Origin of the sequence: Enterococcus sp. 3H8_DIV0648 (assembly GCF_002140655.1) — a bacterium.
Classification (GTDB): Bacteria; Bacillota; Bacilli; order Lactobacillales; family Enterococcaceae; genus Enterococcus_A; species Enterococcus_A hulanensis.
Map to the genome: position 1 here is coordinate 853,058 of NZ_NGLG01000001.1, position 17,985 is coordinate 871,042.

General features: G+C 39.3%; 14 protein-coding genes and 1 tRNA gene. 14 read left to right on the forward strand and 1 reads right to left on the reverse strand.

The annotated features are described in order from the left end of the window. Positions 1–174: 174 nt before the first annotated feature. The 12 genes from glgB (at position 175) to A5875_RS04015 (ending at position 14,103) form a co-directional block, all read left to right on the forward strand. Positions 175–2,076 carry a 1,4-alpha-glucan branching protein GlgB gene (gene glgB, locus A5875_RS03960; RefSeq protein WP_088932402.1) on the forward strand — a complete coding sequence of 634 codons (1,902 nt, stop codon included), beginning with the start codon at positions 175–177 and terminating at the stop codon, positions 2,074–2,076. An 11-nt stretch (positions 2,077–2,087) separates the two neighbouring features. Next, entirely contained in the window at positions 2,088–3,260 is a 1,173-nt protein-coding gene (locus A5875_RS03965; protein ID WP_171004910.1) for a glucose-1-phosphate adenylyltransferase, read from the forward strand. Beyond that, on the forward strand, positions 3,247–4,395 hold the full coding sequence (glgD, locus tag A5875_RS03970; protein WP_088932403.1) for a glucose-1-phosphate adenylyltransferase subunit GlgD: 1,149 nt from the start codon (positions 3,247–3,249) through the stop codon (positions 4,393–4,395). Before A5875_RS03965 ends, glgD begins: the two co-directional genes overlap by 14 nt. A 2-nt stretch (positions 4,396–4,397) precedes the next feature. Next, positions 4,398–5,825: a glycogen synthase GlgA gene (glgA, locus tag A5875_RS03975; RefSeq protein ID WP_088932404.1), complete on the forward strand. Its 1,428-nt coding sequence runs from the start codon at positions 4,398–4,400 to the stop codon at positions 5,823–5,825. Between the two features lie 119 nt (positions 5,826–5,944). Then, the gene (locus tag A5875_RS03980) at positions 5,945–8,383 is read left to right on the forward strand and encodes a glycogen/starch/alpha-glucan phosphorylase (protein ID WP_088932405.1); all 2,439 of its coding nucleotides are present in this window, start codon (positions 5,945–5,947) and stop codon (positions 8,381–8,383) included. Beyond that, entirely contained in the window at positions 8,364–10,196 is a 1,833-nt protein-coding gene (locus A5875_RS03985) for a glycoside hydrolase family 13 protein (RefSeq protein WP_088932406.1), read from the forward strand. The genes A5875_RS03980 and A5875_RS03985 overlap by 20 nt, the downstream gene beginning before the upstream one ends. 101 nt (positions 10,197–10,297) lie before the next feature. Next, on the forward strand, positions 10,298–10,903 hold the full coding sequence (locus A5875_RS03990) for a hypothetical protein (RefSeq protein ID WP_088932407.1): 606 nt from the start codon (positions 10,298–10,300) through the stop codon (positions 10,901–10,903). A 60-nt stretch (positions 10,904–10,963) separates the two neighbouring features. Then, positions 10,964–11,149 carry a hypothetical protein gene (locus tag A5875_RS03995; protein ID WP_088932408.1) on the forward strand — a complete coding sequence of 62 codons (186 nt, stop codon included), beginning with the start codon at positions 10,964–10,966 and terminating at the stop codon, positions 11,147–11,149. A 46-nt stretch (positions 11,150–11,195) separates the two neighbouring features. Further along, positions 11,196–11,279: transfer RNA gene (locus tag A5875_RS04000), tRNA-Leu, on the forward strand. Between the two features lie 184 nt (positions 11,280–11,463). Beyond that, the gene (locus A5875_RS04005; protein WP_088932409.1) at positions 11,464–12,288 is read left to right on the forward strand and encodes a helix-turn-helix domain-containing protein; all 825 of its coding nucleotides are present in this window, start codon (positions 11,464–11,466) and stop codon (positions 12,286–12,288) included. 78 nt (positions 12,289–12,366) lie between these two features. Next, entirely contained in the window at positions 12,367–13,512 is a 1,146-nt protein-coding gene (gene nagA, locus A5875_RS04010; RefSeq protein ID WP_088932410.1) for an N-acetylglucosamine-6-phosphate deacetylase, read from the forward strand. A gap of 75 nt (positions 13,513–13,587) precedes the next feature. Further along, positions 13,588–14,103 carry a nucleotidyltransferase domain-containing protein gene (locus A5875_RS04015; RefSeq protein WP_088932411.1) on the forward strand — a complete coding sequence of 172 codons (516 nt, stop codon included), beginning with the start codon at positions 13,588–13,590 and terminating at the stop codon, positions 14,101–14,103. Positions 14,104–14,141: 38 nt separating this feature from the next. Here A5875_RS04015 and A5875_RS04020 read toward each other — a convergent pair whose 3' ends face one another. Continuing rightward, complete coding sequence (locus tag A5875_RS04020) at positions 14,142–14,570, reverse strand: hypothetical protein (RefSeq protein ID WP_088932412.1); 429 nt, start codon at positions 14,568–14,570, stop codon at positions 14,142–14,144. A 75-nt stretch (positions 14,571–14,645) separates the two neighbouring features. Between A5875_RS04020 and A5875_RS04025 the strand changes: the two genes are divergently transcribed. Both A5875_RS04025 and A5875_RS04030 read left to right on the forward strand, forming a co-directional pair. Next, positions 14,646–15,347 carry an ABC transporter ATP-binding protein gene (locus tag A5875_RS04025; RefSeq protein ID WP_088932413.1) on the forward strand — a complete coding sequence of 234 codons (702 nt, stop codon included), beginning with the start codon at positions 14,646–14,648 and terminating at the stop codon, positions 15,345–15,347. A 12-nt stretch (positions 15,348–15,359) separates the two neighbouring features. Continuing rightward, on the forward strand, positions 15,360–17,975 hold the full coding sequence (locus tag A5875_RS04030) for an ABC transporter permease (protein ID WP_088932414.1): 2,616 nt from the start codon (positions 15,360–15,362) through the stop codon (positions 17,973–17,975). Positions 17,976–17,985: the final 10 nt, after the last annotated feature.

Here is a 17,985-nt window from a genome sequence, read left to right on the forward strand (position 1 = left end):
ATGTTAGGTAGGGGCATTTAATAATGCAAAGGGAGATATGTAAAACGCTTGAGACGTTATTTATTAAGAGTTTCTGTTATTATAATAGAACACTCGGTGTTTTTATTATTAAACTTTGCACATTGAAATGTAATATAAGAGCGCTTTGCCGTTCGCTCAAAAAAGGTGGTTCTCATGAAAAATACAAAACAAGAAAAAAAGCAACAAGTGGATGATGCTAAGAGAACATTTTTGTCTGGAGAAAATTTTTATGCACAACATTTACTAGGTGCTCACCAAGAACAAGATGGGTACATTTTTCGAGTATGGGCACCAAACGCACTAGCTGTTTCTTTAGTGGGTGATTTCAATGATTGGCAGGATCTGCCGATGGAAAAAGATGAGTCGAGCGGAATCTGGCAGGTCTATACAGATAAGGCAAATGAGGGAGAGCTCTATAAATTTAAAGTGAAGCAAGCAGATGGCCGAGAGATTTTGAAAATAGATCCTTTTGCCGTTCGTTTTGAAAAAAGACCGGGTGATGCAGCAGAATTATATAACTTTCCTGAGAAGAAATGGAAAGATGGCCTGTGGCGCGGACGGAGCAAACGGACGAATGCATTTAAACGGCCGTTGAATATTTATGAAATGCATGCGAGTTCATGGAAGCATCATGAAGATGGAACGCCTTACAGCTTTGCTGATCTGAAGGATGAGTTAGTGCCATATTTAGTTGAAATGAACTATACACATGTAGAGTTTATGCCGCTCATGGAACATCCATTAGGACGTTCGTGGGGATATCAATTGATCGGCTATTTTGCGATGAGCTCTTATTATGGAACACCAGCAGAATTTCAGGATTTTGTTGAGGCTTGTCACTTAAATAATATTGGCGTGCTGGTTGACTGGGTTCCTGGTCACTATTGTATCAATGATGATACCTTGCCTTATTATGATGGAACGCCGCAATTTGAATATACTGATCCAGATCGGGCTAAAAATAATCGCTGGGGCTCAATTAATTTTGATCTTGGAAAACCACAGGTTCAAAGCTTTTTGATTTCTAGTGCCATGTACTGGATCGAGATGTTCCATATTGACGGTATACGCGTTGACGCCGTTTCAAGCATGATCTATCGGGATTATGACGATGGTCCTTGGACACCAAACCATGAAGGCGGAAATCGTAATTTTGAAGGATATTACTTTTTGCAAAAGCTGAATGCCGTTATCAAATTAGCGCATCCTAATATTTTAATGATCGCTGAAGAAAGTTCTTCTGAGACTCCTGTGACAGGTATGATCGAAAGTGGCTCTTTAGGTTTTGATTTTAAATGGAATATGGGCTGGATGAATGATGTTTTACGCTTTTATGAGATGGACCCACTTTATCGGAAAGATAATTTCAACTTAATCACTTTTTCATTTATGTACATGATGCAAGAGAATTTTATTTTACCGTTGTCACACGATGAAGTTGTTCATGGCAAGAAGAGTTTGATGCATAAAATGTGGGGAGATCGCTACAAACAATTTGCACAGCTGCGGAATCTATACACCTATTTCATGACACATCCGGGTAAAAAATTATTGTTTATGGGAAGTGAATGGGGCCAATTTCTGGAATGGAAGTTTGACAAAGGACTTGAATGGGTCGATTTGGATGATCCATTGAATCGTTCCATGCAGCATTTTACTGCGGAACTGAATGATTTCTATAAAAATCAAACAGCTTTATGGGAGGTGGAAGACTCTTACGACACAATCGAAATTATTGATGCTGATAATACCGAAGAGTCGATTCTTACCTTCATGCGAAAGGGCAAACGCAAGAAAGATTTCTTAATCATCGTTTTAAATATGACACCGATCGAACGTCGGGAGTTTCGCATTGGCGTTCCATATCAGGGAACATACAAAGAAATTTGGAATACTGAAATGAAAGAATTTGGTGGTACTTGGACAAAACATAACGAGGATTGTCAAAGTGAACCAATCAAATTTAAGGAGTACGGTCAGTTGATCAAGACGACGGTCCCAGCTCTAGGCGCCATCATTTTAAAACCGGAAACAATCAACACACGCAAGAAATAGAGGGGAGGTCGATGAAGGAAAGTCCTTCATCAAATAAAATGAAAACAGAAATTTTAGCAATGATACTAGCTGGCGGGAAAGGTTCTCGTCTCGGTAAACTAACACAAAAAATTGCAAAACCTGCTGTCCCTTTTGGCGGTCGCTATCGAATTATTGATTTCACTTTGAGCAATTGTATCAACTCTGGTATCAACAACGTTGGTGTGGTGACACAATATCAACCATTAGCATTGAACAATCACATTGGAAATGGTTCTAGCTGGGGCTTTGATGGGTTAAATTCGGGAGTAACAATTTTACAGCCTTATTCTAGCAATGATGGAAGTAAATGGTTTGAAGGAACCGCGCATGCGATCTATCAAAATATGGATTACATTGATCAAATGGACCCGCAATACGTCTTAGTATTATCAGGTGATCATATTTATAAGATGGATTATGAAGCGATGTTGGAAGATCATAAAGCTAATAATGCTTCATTGACAGTCGCAGTAATCGAAGTACCGATCGAAGAAGCCTCTCGTTTCGGAATCATGAATACTGATGAAAATGATCGAATCATCGAGTTTGAGGAAAAACCAGAAGAACCAAAAAGCAACTTGGCTTCAATGGGTATCTACATTTTCAACTGGAGTCGTTTACGCAGCGTATTGTTAAACAGCTATAAAAAAGATGATCAAATGTTGGACTTCGGGAAACATGTGATACCGGCATACTTGGAAAGCGGAGAGAATGTCTTTGCTTATCGCTTTGATGGTTATTGGAAAGACGTCGGTACGATTGACTCTCTTTGGGAAGCTAGCATGGAGTTTATCGATCCCGAGCATAGTTTGAACATTCGGGATAAAAATTGGCGGATTCTGGCAAAAAATACGATTTCACCACCACATTTCTTAACTGAAAATGCGGATGTAAAGAATTCATTAGTTGTTGATGGATGCTACGTCGCAGGACATGTGGAGCACAGTATTTTATCGGATGATGTTCAGGTTAAAGAAGGTGCGAAGGTGGTCGACAGCGTTATTATGCCAGGCGCGACGATTGGAAAAAATGTACAAATCACGAAAGCGATCATTGGGGAGAATGCGATTATCGGAGATGGTGCCGTAGTCGACGGATCAGAAGAAATCGCGGTCGTGGGTTATTCAGAAGTGATTGGAGTGTTGACAAGTGAGAGCGAATAAAATGTGTGCCATTATGGGCAATGTTTACGAATGTCCAGAATTATTACCGTTAACTGAAAAAAGACCATTAGCTACATTGCCTTTCGACTGCAAGTATCGTCTGATTGACTTCAATTTGTCGAATGCTATCAATGCTAACATTAAGTCCGTCTACATGGTTTTCAATCAGGGAACGACCAAGTCAGTTTTTGACCATATCGGCGGTGGACGTGAATGGCATTTAGACAGTGTGGATAGCCGCTATTTTGTCCATTTCTATCAAGATTTCTTGAAAAAGAAAGCAGAAGGACGTCCCTATTTCGAGTCTGTGATCGATTATTTAAATAAATCAAAATCAGAATATACGGTTTTCATGGGCAATCGGATGTTGTGCAACATTGATTTAGAGGCTGTTTTAAAAATCCATTTACAGAGCGATAGTGTGATGACCGTCGTTTATAAGAAAATGCCAAGAGAACAAATTTATCGTCAGGATGAAATCTTAGAAGTGGATGAACACGGTCTGATTAAAGGACATCATAACTTCTTAGAAGATAAGACAGATGATGATGTGCTTAACCTTGGTATGAAAATCTTTATCTGCCGTACTGATTGGCTGATCAATGCATTGCAAGAGGGACAAAACCTAGGTGGTCCGGTGGCATTAGTCGACTTCTTGACGCTAGCGATGAATCAAGTGAAGACTTCTGCATATGAATACACAGGCTTCTTAAGTAATATTTTTGATATTAAATCTTATTATGATGCCAACATGGCAATGCTTGACCCTAAAAAATTCACATCTTTATTGTACTCTAAACAAAAGATCTACACGAAATTAAAAAATGAAGTGGCTACGTATTATTCTCCGACTTCGGAGGTGAAAAATAGTCAGTTCGCCACAGGCTGTCTTGTTGATGGTAAGGTTCACGGTTCGCTTATTTCTCGAAGTATCGTGATTGAAAAAGGCGCTGAGGTTGAGGATTCAATCATCATGGCAAGCTGCAGTATTCGTGAAAATGCGTTTATCAAGCATGCGATCTTAGATAAAAATGTTGTGGTTGAACCAGGTATCAAGATTATCGGTTCCGCAGAGCAGCCAGTAGTGATCAAGAAAAATACGCATGTATTAAGCGACGTTTACGGAGGCGAATAAAGGTGAAGACATTATTTGTAGCGGCGGAATGTGCACCCTTTTTTAAAACAGGAGGATTGGGTGATGTTGCGGGTGCTTTGCCAAAAGCGTTAAAAGAAAAAGGGACAGATATAAAAGTTGTTCTGCCGTATTTTACGAAAATGCCAGATCGTTATAAAGAACAATTAGAGGATTTATTCTCTTATGAGGTTTATGTTGGCTGGCGTAAACAATATTGCGGTGTAAAATATCTGGAAATGAACGGGATCGATTATTACTTTTTAGATAATCTTTACTACTTCAATCGACCGGAATTGTATGGCTATTATGATGATGGGGAACGATTCGCTTTTTATCAGCAAGCAGTCATCGAGTTAATGGAAAAAATTGATTTCATTCCTGATGTGATGCATCTGAATGATTATCATACGTCCTTCATACCATTTTTATTGAAGGAAAAATATCGTTGGATTAATAAATTCAGTCAGATTCGGACAGTCTTGACCATCCATAATATAGAATTTCAAGGACAATATGATCGAGAAGTTTTGTATGATCTTTTTGGCATGGGCAGTGAACGTTATGATGATGGAACGATTCGATTCAATGATTGCGTGAACTTTATGAAAGCCGGTATTCTTTATGCAGATCGTGTAACGACGGTCAGTCCGTCTTACGCTGAGGAAATCAAAACCGCTGAATTTGGTGCCGGATTAGATGTGATCTTGCGGATGGAGAGCGGAAAATTACATGGAATACTCAATGGGATTGACTATGAAGCCTTTGATCCAGCAAAAGATCCAGCAATTTTCGCTAACTATGATATAAAGCATCTTGACAAAAAGACAGAAAATAAAGTTCAATTGCAAAAATTGTTGGATTTACCCGTAAGGCCAGAGGTTCCTTTGATCGGAATTGTCAGTCGTTTAACGTATCAAAAAGGATTCCATTTATTATTGCAAGAGATGGAAAATTTGATGCAGTTTGATGTGCAATTAGTCTTAATCGGAACTGGCGATCCGAATTTTGAGAACCAATTCCATTATTTTGGAGGGAAATACCCAGATAAGACCAGCATCCATATTGCATTCGATGTAACCTTGGCGCAAAAAGTATATGCAGGTGTCGATATGTTCTTAATGCCTTCAGCGTTTGAACCATGCGGCCTGTCGCAAATGATCTCTATGCGTTATGGAACATTACCGATCGTGCATGAAATCGGCGGTTTAAGAGATACAGTCCAACCATATAATCCGATTACGGATGAAGGAACCGGCTTTGGATTTAATATTTTTGAACCATTCTATTTGATGAATGCGCTAAAACAAGCAATTGAGCTTTATCAAGATCATCAAGATATTTGGCAAAAGATGATGACAGAAGCGATGTCGCGTGACTTTAGCTGGGATGGGTCTAGTCAACAATATTTAGAACTATACAAACAAATGTAGGATTCGAAAAGCCAGAATCTAAGCCTTGAGCTGTGGATTTTGGCTTTTTCTATCATAGATTAATGCTATGATGAGTAGTGTAAGTGGAATTTATAAAAGTATGGGTTGGAGATGAAAAAATGAACAAAACAGAATTTAAACAATCATTCAGTCGCCGTTTGGCTGAAAAATTCGCTATGAGTGTTACAGATGCTTCGCCAAACGAACTTTATCAAACGTTAGGTTCATTGATGACTTCGGCATATTCACAAAACTGGCAGCAAACATGGAAAGACTATCGAGAGGCAGAGCAAAAACAATCCTATTACTTCTCTATCGAATTTCTACCAGGGAAAATGCTGAAGAGCAATCTTCTGAACATGGGCTGGCTAGACATGGTGACAGAAGGTTTAACCGAGTTAGGTATCAATTTGGAGGATTTAGCAGAAGTCGAGCCTGACATGGCTTTAGGAAATGGCGGCTTGGGCCGTTTAGCTTCTTGTTTCATGGATTCGATAGCGTCAATGGGATTGCCAGGAAATGGTAATGGGATTCGATACAAGTATGGACTTTTCAAACAACGCTTCGTTGATAACTATCAGGTAGAATTACCGGACGAGTGGCTTCAAAATGGAAATCTGTGGGAAGTTCGCAAGGAAAGTAAAGCAGTCGATGTTCGAATTGGCGGAGATGTTTACATGAGTCATGATGAGTTTGGCAATCTCAAGCCGAATTATCATGGCGGAATGATGTTGCGAGCAGTTCCGTATGATACCGGAATGGTCGGCTATCAAAATGGTACCGTTAATACCATGCGACTGTGGTCAGTAGAGATTTCTCCAGAGGAAGAAGACCGCTACCGCAGCATTGAGGATCGACGAGCAGTAGAAGATATGACTTCAGTACTTTATCCAGATGATTCTAATGAGGCTGGCAGGAAGTTACGTTTATCACAGGAATACTTTTTTGTTTCTGCGGGTGTTCAAAGTATTTTGCGTTATTACAAGCAGCTTAAGAAGCCCATCGATGATATCAATCAATATGTTGCAATTCATATTAACGACACTCACCCGGCGATGTGCGTTGCTGAATTTATGCGCCTTTTAGTTGATGAAGAAGAAATGGGTTGGGAACGTGCCTGGAATTTGACCCAAGAAGTGATGAGTTATACCAATCACACCATCATGGCTGAAGCTTTAGAAAAATGGTCGATTAATATGATGAGAAGTGTTTGTCCTAGGATCTATCAAATTATCGAAGAAATCGATAGGCGTTTCGTTGAGGAAATGACTGGCGTTCATGATTTTGATTTGATCCAACGAACTAGAATTATTCAAAACGATCAAGTGCATATGGCTCATCTCGCGATTATCGGTTCTCATTCGACAAATGGTGTAGCAAAATTGCATTCAGATCTTTTAAAATCAGTCGTTCTGCATGACTTTTATCTGATTTATCCAGCACGCTTCAATAATAAGACCAATGGTATTGCGATGCGACGCTGGACCCAGTTAGCTAACCCTGCGATGAGCAAGGTGTTGGATGAGACGATTGGAAATTCTTGGCGAAAACAACCAAGCGATCTACGATTATTGCTGAATTATGAGGATGATGATCAAGTTCTTGCTATGCTGACAGAGGCAAAGCTGGAGAATAAAAAACGTTTGGCTGCTTATATTCAAGATCATTATGGAATTGAAGTGAATCCTCAGGCGATTTTTGATGTTCAAATCAAACGATTGCATGCCTATAAACGCCAATTATTGAATTTGCTGCATATAATCAAGTTATATCTAGATTTGAAAGAAAATCCTGATTTGCCTATCGAACCGCGGGTATTCATTTTTGGAGCAAAAGCGGCGCCGAGTTATCATTATGCCAAATCAATTATTAAAGTAATTAATGAAACAGCCGATTTAATTAATCAAGACACTACAATCAATGATAAGTTAAAGGTTGTCTTTTTAGAAAACTATAATGTAAGTTTGGCGGAACGAATCATTCCTGCTGCTGATGTTAGTGAACAGATTTCTTTAGCATCAAAAGAAGCATCCGGCACATCTAATATGAAATTAATGTTAAATGGAGCCGTGACGATAGCAACCTTAGATGGAGCGAATGTTGAAATTCGTGATACTGTTGGTGATGAGAACATTGCGATTTTCGGATTAACTGAATCTGAAGTTTACCAATACTATGAGAATAAAAATTATTCTTCGACAGATATTTATCGGGAGAATGCCGTTATACACAAAGTGGTTAAGACATTGATTGATGGGACGATCCCGAATATTATTGCTGAGGGGCAAGAAATATTTGATTCTTTAATCAAGTACAATGATGAATTCTTTGTTTTACGTGATTTTGAAGATTATTGCTTGGCGCAAGAATCAATCAATCAAGCCTATCAAGATAAACGTCGTTGGCAGCAAATAAGTTTACGAAATATTGCTAATGCAGGGCGCTTTTCTTCAGACAATACGGTTCAGCGTTACGCAGACGATATTTGGCAAATAGAACCTGTCTACGCTCATGAGGATGATCGAGGTGTATCACAACATGACTCATATTTACTTTAATCCATGGCTGGAACGCTATAAACAACCATTTGGAGCTGTTCAAGAAGGAACGATGGTCAAGATTTGGCTATCGGTTCCAGAACAGCAAAATACCAAAGTTCAATTGATCGTACGTAAAGAAGGAAGTTCCGTCGGTCAAAAGATATTTATGATGGAACCAGCATCAGAAGATCGTTTTCACTTTCAGTCGATCATGGATCAAGGCTGGGGCCTCTACTTTTACTATTTTAAAGTGATCCATGAATCAGAAGGCTACGAAACGATCCAATACTATGGCTTCAATGGACAAGGCGGCGAAGGGAAAATATATGGTTCCGAACGAGAAGTGGTTCCCTATCAATTGACCTGCTATCAAAAACCTGAGATCGCCGCTAAATGGTATCGGAATGCTGTCTTTTATCAAATTTTTCCTGATCGTTTTGCTAACGGGAATTCTGATAAGAGAATCAATCAGCCTAAAAAGAATTCATTTATTTATGCAACAGAGGAAGACGAACCATTTTATATTAAGGATCAGAACGGTGAAATCGCTCGTTGGGATTTTTTTGGCGGGAATTTTAAAGGAATTGAAGAAAAGATTCCTTATTTGCAAGAACTGGGAATCACCGCTTTATATCTAAATCCGATTTTTGAAGCCAGCTCCAATCACCGCTATGATACGAATGATTATTTTATGGTGGATAGTGTTCTAGGAACCGAAGAGGATTTTAGAAGTTTGATTGCTGCTTTGCATACAGCTGGGATCGCTGTCGTGTTAGACGGAGTCTTCTCACATGTGGGAAAGAATAGCCGCTATTTTAATATTTCCGGATTTTATGGAGAAGATACAGGCGCTGCTCGTGATCCGCAAAGTGAATATCGCGACTGGTTCACCTTCAATCACTATCCGGATGACTATAAATCATGGTGGGGAGTAGCTGATCTGCCTGAGGTGCGTAAAGAAAATCCTTCCTATCAAGAATTTATCTACGGCGATTTAGACAGTGTCTTGTCGAAATGGACCTCAATGGGAGTCGATGGTTGGCGTTTAGATGTGGCCGATGAATTGACCGATGATTTTATTGCCGGTATTCGAAAAAATCTTCTGTCTTATCAAGAAAAAATCCTGATTGGTGAAGTTTGGGAAGATGCCTCAAACAAAATTGCTTACGATACACGGCGCAAATATGTTTTCGGTGATCATTTACAAGGGGTCATGAATTATCCGTTACGTCAGCAGATTTTAGATCTTTTAAATCAATCACGTTCATTGCAAGATATTTGCGAAGAAATGATTCGGTATCAGGAAAATTATCCAGCAGATTTTTATTATAATCAATTAAATAATATTGGTACTCATGATACTGAGCGTATCCTGACGATGCTGGATGGTTCTCTCGAGGCTTTGGATCAGGCATGGGGATTAATGTTCATGATGCCGGGGATTCCTTGTGTTTATTATGGGGATGAAGCTGGTTTAACAGGCGGTAAAGATCCGGACAATCGAAAGTTTTTCCCTTGGCAATCAATTGATCAAAGACTGTTCAAAAATTGTCAGAAATGGATCGAACGGAGAAAAAAATACAATGTGTTGAAGCATGGACACTTTTTCCCATTTTACTCTCAAACACAACAAATTTTTGGGATCATTCGTTATACAGAAGAGGCGTATGTGATCTATGCACTTAATCTATCCGATCAAGAGCAATGTTTGAATGTTGGCGAGCTGTCTAGTCCTCGTGCATATAAAGGGGATTATGATGTCTTGGAGCGTATTTTAGATGATGAAGTACTTGCTCCAAAAGGCAGTTTGTTCATGTCTGAATCAAATTAATCGGTTGATTCTTATCTGTCTGCCTGTTGTTTGGGAATTTAAAAGCATTTTTTCAGCATTTATGCTAAACTATGCTATATCAGAACGATGAGGATGATGTTATGCAAACCTATAGCAGAAAAAAGAGCCGTTTTCCTGCTTTTGATGACGAAGCAGGTGTTAAATTAGTACAAACCAATCAGCGTGTCTTGTTTGATGGACAGGATGACTTAATCACCAGTTATCGCTTGGAAGCCAAAGATATTTTTGAACGACCAATGCCAAAAACAAAACGGACGCGGCGTGTTAACTTAGATGAAGAACCACGTAGAGAATTAGATCATCATAAGGCCAATTTGCCAATGTATCAAGGTGAACGAAAAGAATCTAAAAAAGTAAAATTATTTGAAGAACACAAACCAAAAGAGTCTGCAAAACCTAAGTCGACGTTTAATACGCGAAATGGCCGGAGCGCAACACCGTTTTCACCAAAATTTGTGCCTTCTTCATTGATTCCTGATGAACCGGCTGATGCAATTTCGCCGAGAGAATTGATGCAGCGAATGGAAAAATCACGTCAATCCTATATTTTGTTTGCACCAGAGAATGAACAGAAGCAACCGGCGATCGAAAGAAAGAATTCACGTCAACGTTTGGATCGTTCATTACGAGGTATTATGCAAGAAGAAAATTCGAGTATCGAAAATAGTAAATATTTTCATGACTAATGCAGAAGGTGCCAATAGGCGGCCTTCTGTTGCTTTATGATGATAGGAGAGAAAAGAAACATGAATCCATTTGAAGAAAAAATCAGTCAATTACGAGCAGGAGAAATTGATAAAATTGAAGTAACCAAGGATGACTTTTTCTTGTTTCGCGAAGCGTGGATCAAACAAGAAGACAAGAAATTTTTCCGCGGTATTGCAGGATTGAAGGGCAATATTACTTACGTCTACGATACAACGATCGTTTAGACTATTGACTTTTTCATTTTAGCCCGCTATCATGAAAAAGGATTCTGCGGTGGTGTTGGAATTGGCAGACAAGCATGACTAAGGATCATGTGAGAGCAATCTCGTGTGGGTTCGAGTCCCATTCGCCGCACTTGGATGTACCATTTTTGGTACATTCTTTTTTTTGGACAAAAAAAGTTGAAATTGCGGTTGCATCTTTTCATTTTTATTCAATCCTTTTAGATGTTTCAATCACAAGAGTTGCTTGTCCATCAGTCATCAGCTAAAATTAAAGTATTAAAATGTGAATTTGCATATTTTGGAGGAAACGGTAAATGGAAGCAATTGGTCAAGTCTTAAAAGAGTTCAGGAAAGAACATGGCATGACACAAAAAGATCTTTCTAAAGGGATTTGTTCTCAAAGTGTCTTAAGTCGTATCGAAAACAATGAAGAAATCCCTAATATCATTGTGATTCAGCAGTTATGTCACCGACTGGGGATCACGATTGACCAATTGATGCTGGACTTTTTGCCGGAAGAATTATTTTTGCGCAAATATTTCAATAAAATGTTTATGTATTTACGAATCGGAAAATATTTAGAGATTCGAGCTACATTAGATTATTTAGATGAACGGCAGATCACGCACCTTGATAAGGATCGTCAGCTGGCTTGTTTCTTTAAAGGTGTCTGTGCCTACTTTATCGATAAAGATCCAGAATCAGCCTTGGAACAGATTGTTCAAGGTCTTTCAATCTGTGTATCGAAAAAATATACAGGGTACTTTGACAGTCGAATATTGCTGCTAAATTTTGCTGGTAAAATGAGCGCGGTCTTGGGCAGGATGAATGATGCTCAAAATTACTACAATCAAAGTTTTGAACTGTTTCAAACGATGATGGCGGATTATTCGGAACGCAGTGAATTAAGCAATCTTTTTGTTAATTATGGGACTTTTTTGGTGAAACAGGAGCGTTTGGACCTAGCCGAAAAGGTCGTTGATATGGGCTTGAAGTGGAACAGGCAGCAATGCAGCTACTATAAACTAAGAGAGCTTTTGGAATTGAAGATTCTCATGCTAGAAGCTCGAGATGAGATTCACTCGATAATTAATTATCGAAAAATGCTGCGTGCTATTGAAAAGATAAAAGATTTATAGAATGGTCTACACCATTCTTGACTTATTGTGGATTCAGGAGTAACTTTAAAGTACTAAGAAAAAAAGGGAGAGCTCACGATGAAAACTTTTATTTATGCTGACAAATTCTTTTTAAACTCTGGTGTTAAAGGCGCAGGTTATTTAGATGTCACTGATGGCATTTTTGGAACATATACGAAAGAAAAGCCAGAAGGTGCAGAGATCATTGACCAAACTGGAAAATGGATCGCTCCTGGCTTAGTTGATACTCATATCCATGGGTATAAAAATCATGATGTTATGGACAACGATGCTGATGGAATCAAAGTTATGTCTGAAGAATTGTTATCTTGTGGTGTTACAAGCTTCTTACCAACAACATTGACTTCTTCAAAGGAACGCTTGAAAGATGTTGCTGAAACGATCGGTAAAGTATATCAAGATGTTGACGGCGCGAAAATTCAAGGAATCTATTTTGAAGGACCTTTCTTCACTGAAGAACATAAGGGAGCACAAAATCCTAGCTATTTTGGCGATCCTGATTTGGATACTTTTCATGAATGGCAGGAAGCTTCAGGCGGCTTGATCAAAAAAATCGCATTGGCTCCTGAACGCAAAGGCGTAAAAGAGTTTGTTAAAACAGTGACTGATGAAGGTGTGGTTGTTTCATTAGGGCATTCAAATGGTACTTTAGAAGAAGCGCAAGAAGCGGTCGAAGCAGGTGCGAGTGTCTTCGTCCATGCCTACAACGGAATGCGTGGATTGAACCACCGTGAACCTGGAATGGTCGGTGCATTATTAACATTGCAGCATGTCTTTTCTGAATTGATCTGCGATGGTCATCATGTACATCCGCAAGCTGCTGAAGTACTAATGGAAAAAGCTGGACATGATCATGTAGCATTGATTACTGACTGTATGATGGCTGGCGGCATGCCTGATGGTAATTACAATTTAGGTGAATTCCCGGTAGTCGTGAAAGAAGGAACTGCACGTCTGGACTCTGGTAACTTAGCCGGCAGTATTTTGAAATTGAAAGAAGCAATCAAAAATGTGGTTGATTGGGATATTGCAACACCTGAACAAGCAATCATGATGGCATCATACGTGCCAGCTGTCAGCTGTAAAATTGATGACAAATGCGGTATGATCGCTGAAGGCCGTGCGGCTGACTTCATCGTCCTAGAACCTAATATGGATCTAGTGGCTACTTATCTTGATGGTGTTGAACGTTATCACGCTTAATTAATTTTATCCATTCAAAGCTCGGTCAACTTGGCCGAGCTATTTTTTTAATGATATATATGAGGAGTGTTTGGCATGGAATCGAATTCTGAGAAAGTCACCACAACGAGTAAGGAAAGTTTTTTAATGATTATTGACTTGTTGAATGAGTTGAATATCCGATATTGGATCGAGGGCGGTTGGGGGATCGATGCTCTGATCGGAAGACAAACACGGCTGCATCGAGATATTGACCTTGATTTTGATGCCGCCGTTGAGGAATTATTACTTGAAAAGTTAATGGGGTTAGGCTATCAGTTTACACTAGATCAGCGGCCAACGCGTGCAGAACTGTACCATCCTAAGCATGGATATATTGATATTCATCCATTTATCATCAATGACTCGGGGACTATTCGACAAGCGAATCCTGAGGGCGGCTGGTTTGAGTTAGAGGCAAAATGGTTCTCACAAAGTCTATTTGAAGATCGAGTCATCCCGTGTGTGTCTGTTGAAGGACAGAAAATTTTTCATAGCGGCTATGAGTTGCGGGCAGTGGATCAGGCCGATTTGAAAAATTTGAATGCTGCTTTCCCGCAAGAGATAGAATAGCAGCAAAAATAGCTGTAATGGATTTTGATATAAATGACTTAACTTTTTAAATAAGCTTCTACTTCTTGCGAATGTAATTTTCTTACTTCTGTTTTTGGGAATTCTTGAAAGTCTGTGCGACGATATAGTGCTTGATGCGTTTCGGCGTACTTATTTTTGTTTTTTGCTAAATATTCAGTGAAGCTCGCATCATCAGAAAAAATTTTATAAGACTTTCGATTTGAGTGACTGATGATTTCATAAATTCCGCAGGTTTCTTGATGAAGATGGTCAGCAACACGTAAGTATAGTTGTGCGATTTCTAAGCTTTTAAAAGGAAAATCAATTCGGCGTAATTGCCGTTTATCATCTTTTTGGCTGCAAATACATCTGCCGCAGGTTCCGCAAATGTACTGTTCATGATTTTCTAAGCACGCTCGTTTACCGAGTATTGGTGTCGCGCGATTATTAGCCTGTCTCTTATACACATCTAGATGTGTATAAGAGAGCTATGTTAAACTAAAAAGAGCATAAAATAGTTTATGGAAATTGGGGGATTTAGTATGGCTTATATTGATGTGATTGATGAGAGCAAGCATTATAAAATGGGTGAAACGGTCATCAAAGCGAATGAAAAAATTAATTTTTCAATCGAAAAAGGAGAAGTTGCGGTGATTCTTGGTCCCAGCGGCGCCGGAAAATCAACTGTGTTAAATATTTTAGGGGGCATGGACAGTTGCGATGAAGGAAAAGTAGTGGTGGACGGCACAGATATCGCGACCTTTTCTGATAAAGAATTAACCACCTATCGTCGAAATGATGTTGGCTTTGTCTTTCAATTTTATAATTTGGTACCGAATTTGACGGCAAAAGAAAATGTTGAACTAGCTTCGCAAATCGTTACAGATGCGATGGAACCTGAAGCGGTCTTGCGATCGGTAGGTTTAGGAGAGCGCATGGATAATTTTCCTGCTCAATTATCTGGTGGAGAACAACAACGGGTAACGATTGCCCGGGCTTTAGCGAAAAGACCAAAGTTGCTGCTGTGTGATGAGCCGACCGGTGCGCTGGATTTTGAAACAGGCAAACAAATTTTAAAAATACTGCAAGACACGGCGCGAGAAAATGGCACAACAGTTGTGATCATTACGCATAACTCAGCCATTGCACCGATGGCGGATCGGGTCATTCGAATCAATGATGCCCGTGTTCGCAGCGAAGAGTTGAATGACCAACCTCAATCAATTGAAGATATTCAATGGTAAGAGGTGATGAGCATGAAAAAAGCGATGAGGCGTTCCAATTGGCGTGAGATTTGGCAATCAAAAACGCGATTTTTTTCAATTTTAAGTATTATTTTCTTAGGGGTCGCTTTTTATGTTGGACTGCGTGCTACGGGACCAGATATGCTGGAAACTGCGGCAAGCTATTATCGGAAGCAGAATTTAGCGGATACGCGAGTCGTCTCTACGTTGGGATTGACAGATAAAGATATTGACATTATTAAACAAACTGAAGGTGTAAAGGTAGAAGGACGCTACTTTCAAGACATCAACCTGAGCCAGGAAAATCAGGTTTTTCGAATATTAAGTTATGACTCAAAACAAACACTAAATAGAGTCGTGGTTACCAAGGGGCGTTTGCCGAGTAAGCCAAATGAAATTGTTTTAGATGATTTTGCTAGGCAAAAAGGCTACAAATTAAACCAAGCTTTTGATTTTTCCGCAGATGATTCCGCAAAAGCGTTTAAGCGCCAGACCTTTAAAATTGTTGGTTTTGTTAAGAGTCCTGAGTTTATCGAAAACATTTCTCGTGGGAATACAACTATTGGAAAAGGTTCAATTGATTGTTTCGCTTTAGTTTTGCCAGAAAATTTTACTCAGCCAGCTTATTCGGAGGCATTAGTAAAATATGCTGATTTAGCAAATAGTGATGCTTATTCAACGCAATATGAAAATCGACTCAAAAAAGATGAGAAGAAATTGAAGAAGTATTTGAAACAAAATGCTGCTGTTAGTTTAGACGATAGAAAAAAAGAGCAGCAAAAACTGCTTGATCAAGAAAAAGCCAAATTTCAGCAGCGAACATCTCTCAATCTAGACGAGCTTTCTTCTGAACAGCTCGCAGAACTAACTGCTCTCAATCCTGAATTGCCGAAGCAACTAGAAACCTTGAAAGTACAGCAACAGCGAATAGATTCTTTAGCTGCACCAGAGTATCATCTTTTTGCTCGTTCCGATAATCCTGGCTACAGCGAGTATAAGGATAATGCGGAACGCATCTCATCATTGGCTTCCGTATTTCCATGGATTTTCTTTTTGATCGCTGCTTTGGTAACCTTGACGACCATGACTCGAATGGTAGAGGAAAAACGAAGTGAGCTTGGTACGTTTAAAGCATTAGGCTATCGTAATGGAGAAATTGCTGAAAAGTATTTACTTTACGCGACCTTGGCAGGCGGGAGTGGAACACTGCTGGGACTGGCAGTCGGTTTCTATTTGCTGCCGATCATCATATTTAATGCCTATGGACAGCTGTATAATTTAGAAAATGTTGTGACACCATGGTATTTGACATATAGTTTGATTGCCTTAGTAGTCGCACTAACTTGTTCGGCAGGTTCTGCATGGTTCGTTTTGCGCTATGATTTGAAAGCTGCACCTGCGATTTTAATGCAGCCAAAGGCACCTAAAAAAGGGAAACGAATCTTCTTAGAACGCATGACCTTTATCTGGCGGCGGCTTTCTTTTAGCCAAAAGGTGACTTTGCGTAATTTATTTCGCTATAAGCAGCGCATGTTGATGACCGTAATAGGAATTGCCGGCTGCATGTCGATGATCATAACGGGATTTGGATTGCGGGATTCGATTGGAGATATTGTTACGTTGCAATTTGATAAGCTTTGGCATTATCAGGGAACTACAGTTTTCAAAGCTGCGCCTTCTGCTGAAGAAGAACAAAGATATGTCGATGAATTAAAAACTTTCTCAAACTATCAAGATCACTTGTTTGTTTCTTTAGAAACCTTTACCGCACAAAAGGAAGGCGTTTCAAAACAAGAAATTAGTTTGTCTGTTCCTAAAAAGAAGGACCAGCTGGCTGAATTTTTGTCTTTCAGAGATCGTAAAACAGATCAACATTATTCTCTGACTGACGAGGGTGTGATCATAAATGAAAAACTTGCCAAGCTATTTGACTTGAAAAAAGGCAGCAGATTAGAAATCAAATCTATTTCTGGTGAAGTGTATTCGGTAAAAGTCGCGGCTGTTGCGGAAAACTATGTGAGACACTTTATTTATATGACGCCGTCTTATTATCAAAAGACCTTTGATAAGCAGCCGGAGTACAATACGGATCTTTTGCTTTTTAGCAAAGAGCCCAGCAAGCGGACAGAAGACCGGATGGCCAAACAGCTAATGGAAAATTCGGAAATTGCCAATGTCAGTTTTATGTCGAAGTCTCGTGACGCGTTGAAGGATACCGTTCAAAGTCTCAATATCATTATGTGGGTGCTGATTGTATCAGCAGGTCTATTGGCCTTTATCGTGCTGTATAATCTGACGAATATCAATATCTCGGAGCGAATTCGCGAATTATCCACTATCAAGGTATTAGGCTTTTATGATAATGAAGTGGTTCGTTATGTTTATCGCGAGAATATTCTGCTGACGTTGATGGGGATTTTTTTTGGACTATTCCTCGGGAAAATCGAGCACGGCTATATTTTACAGACAGTTGAATTAGATATGACGATGTTTTCACCAGATATTCAACCATTGAGCTATATTTACGCTAGTCTGATTACTTTATTTTTCACGTTGATCGTGGGAATTATCATGTATTTCCGATTGAAAAAGATCGATATGATCGAAGCGCTGAAAGCGAATGATTAAAAATATGACA

What these genes read in the sequence shown, in the direction of transcription:
- A5875_RS03990 (WP_088932407.1), top strand. Translation starts at nt 10,298, where the DNA reads ATGCAAACCTATAGCAGAAAAAAGAGCCGTTTTCCTGCTTTTGATGAC.
- A5875_RS03995 (WP_088932408.1), top strand. Translation starts at nt 10,964, where the DNA reads ATGAATCCATTTGAAGAAAAAATCAGTCAATTACGAGCAGGAGAAATT.
- A5875_RS04005 (WP_088932409.1), top strand. Translation starts at nt 11,464, where the DNA reads ATGGAAGCAATTGGTCAAGTCTTAAAAGAGTTCAGGAAAGAACATGGC.
- A5875_RS04030 (WP_088932414.1), top strand. Translation starts at nt 15,360, where the DNA reads ATGAAAAAAGCGATGAGGCGTTCCAATTGGCGTGAGATTTGGCAATCA.
- A5875_RS03985 (WP_088932406.1), top strand. Translation starts at nt 8,364, where the DNA reads ATGACTCATATTTACTTTAATCCATGGCTGGAACGCTATAAACAACCA.
- A5875_RS04015 (WP_088932411.1), top strand. Translation starts at nt 13,588, where the DNA reads ATGGAATCGAATTCTGAGAAAGTCACCACAACGAGTAAGGAAAGTTTT.
- A5875_RS03965 (WP_171004910.1), top strand. Translation starts at nt 2,088, where the DNA reads ATGAAGGAAAGTCCTTCATCAAATAAAATGAAAACAGAAATTTTAGCA.
- A5875_RS03980 (WP_088932405.1), top strand. Translation starts at nt 5,945, where the DNA reads ATGAACAAAACAGAATTTAAACAATCATTCAGTCGCCGTTTGGCTGAA.
- nagA (WP_088932410.1), top strand. Translation starts at nt 12,367, where the DNA reads ATGAAAACTTTTATTTATGCTGACAAATTCTTTTTAAACTCTGGTGTT.
- A5875_RS04025 (WP_088932413.1), top strand. Translation starts at nt 14,646, where the DNA reads ATGGCTTATATTGATGTGATTGATGAGAGCAAGCATTATAAAATGGGT.
- glgB (WP_088932402.1), top strand. Translation starts at nt 175, where the DNA reads ATGAAAAATACAAAACAAGAAAAAAAGCAACAAGTGGATGATGCTAAG.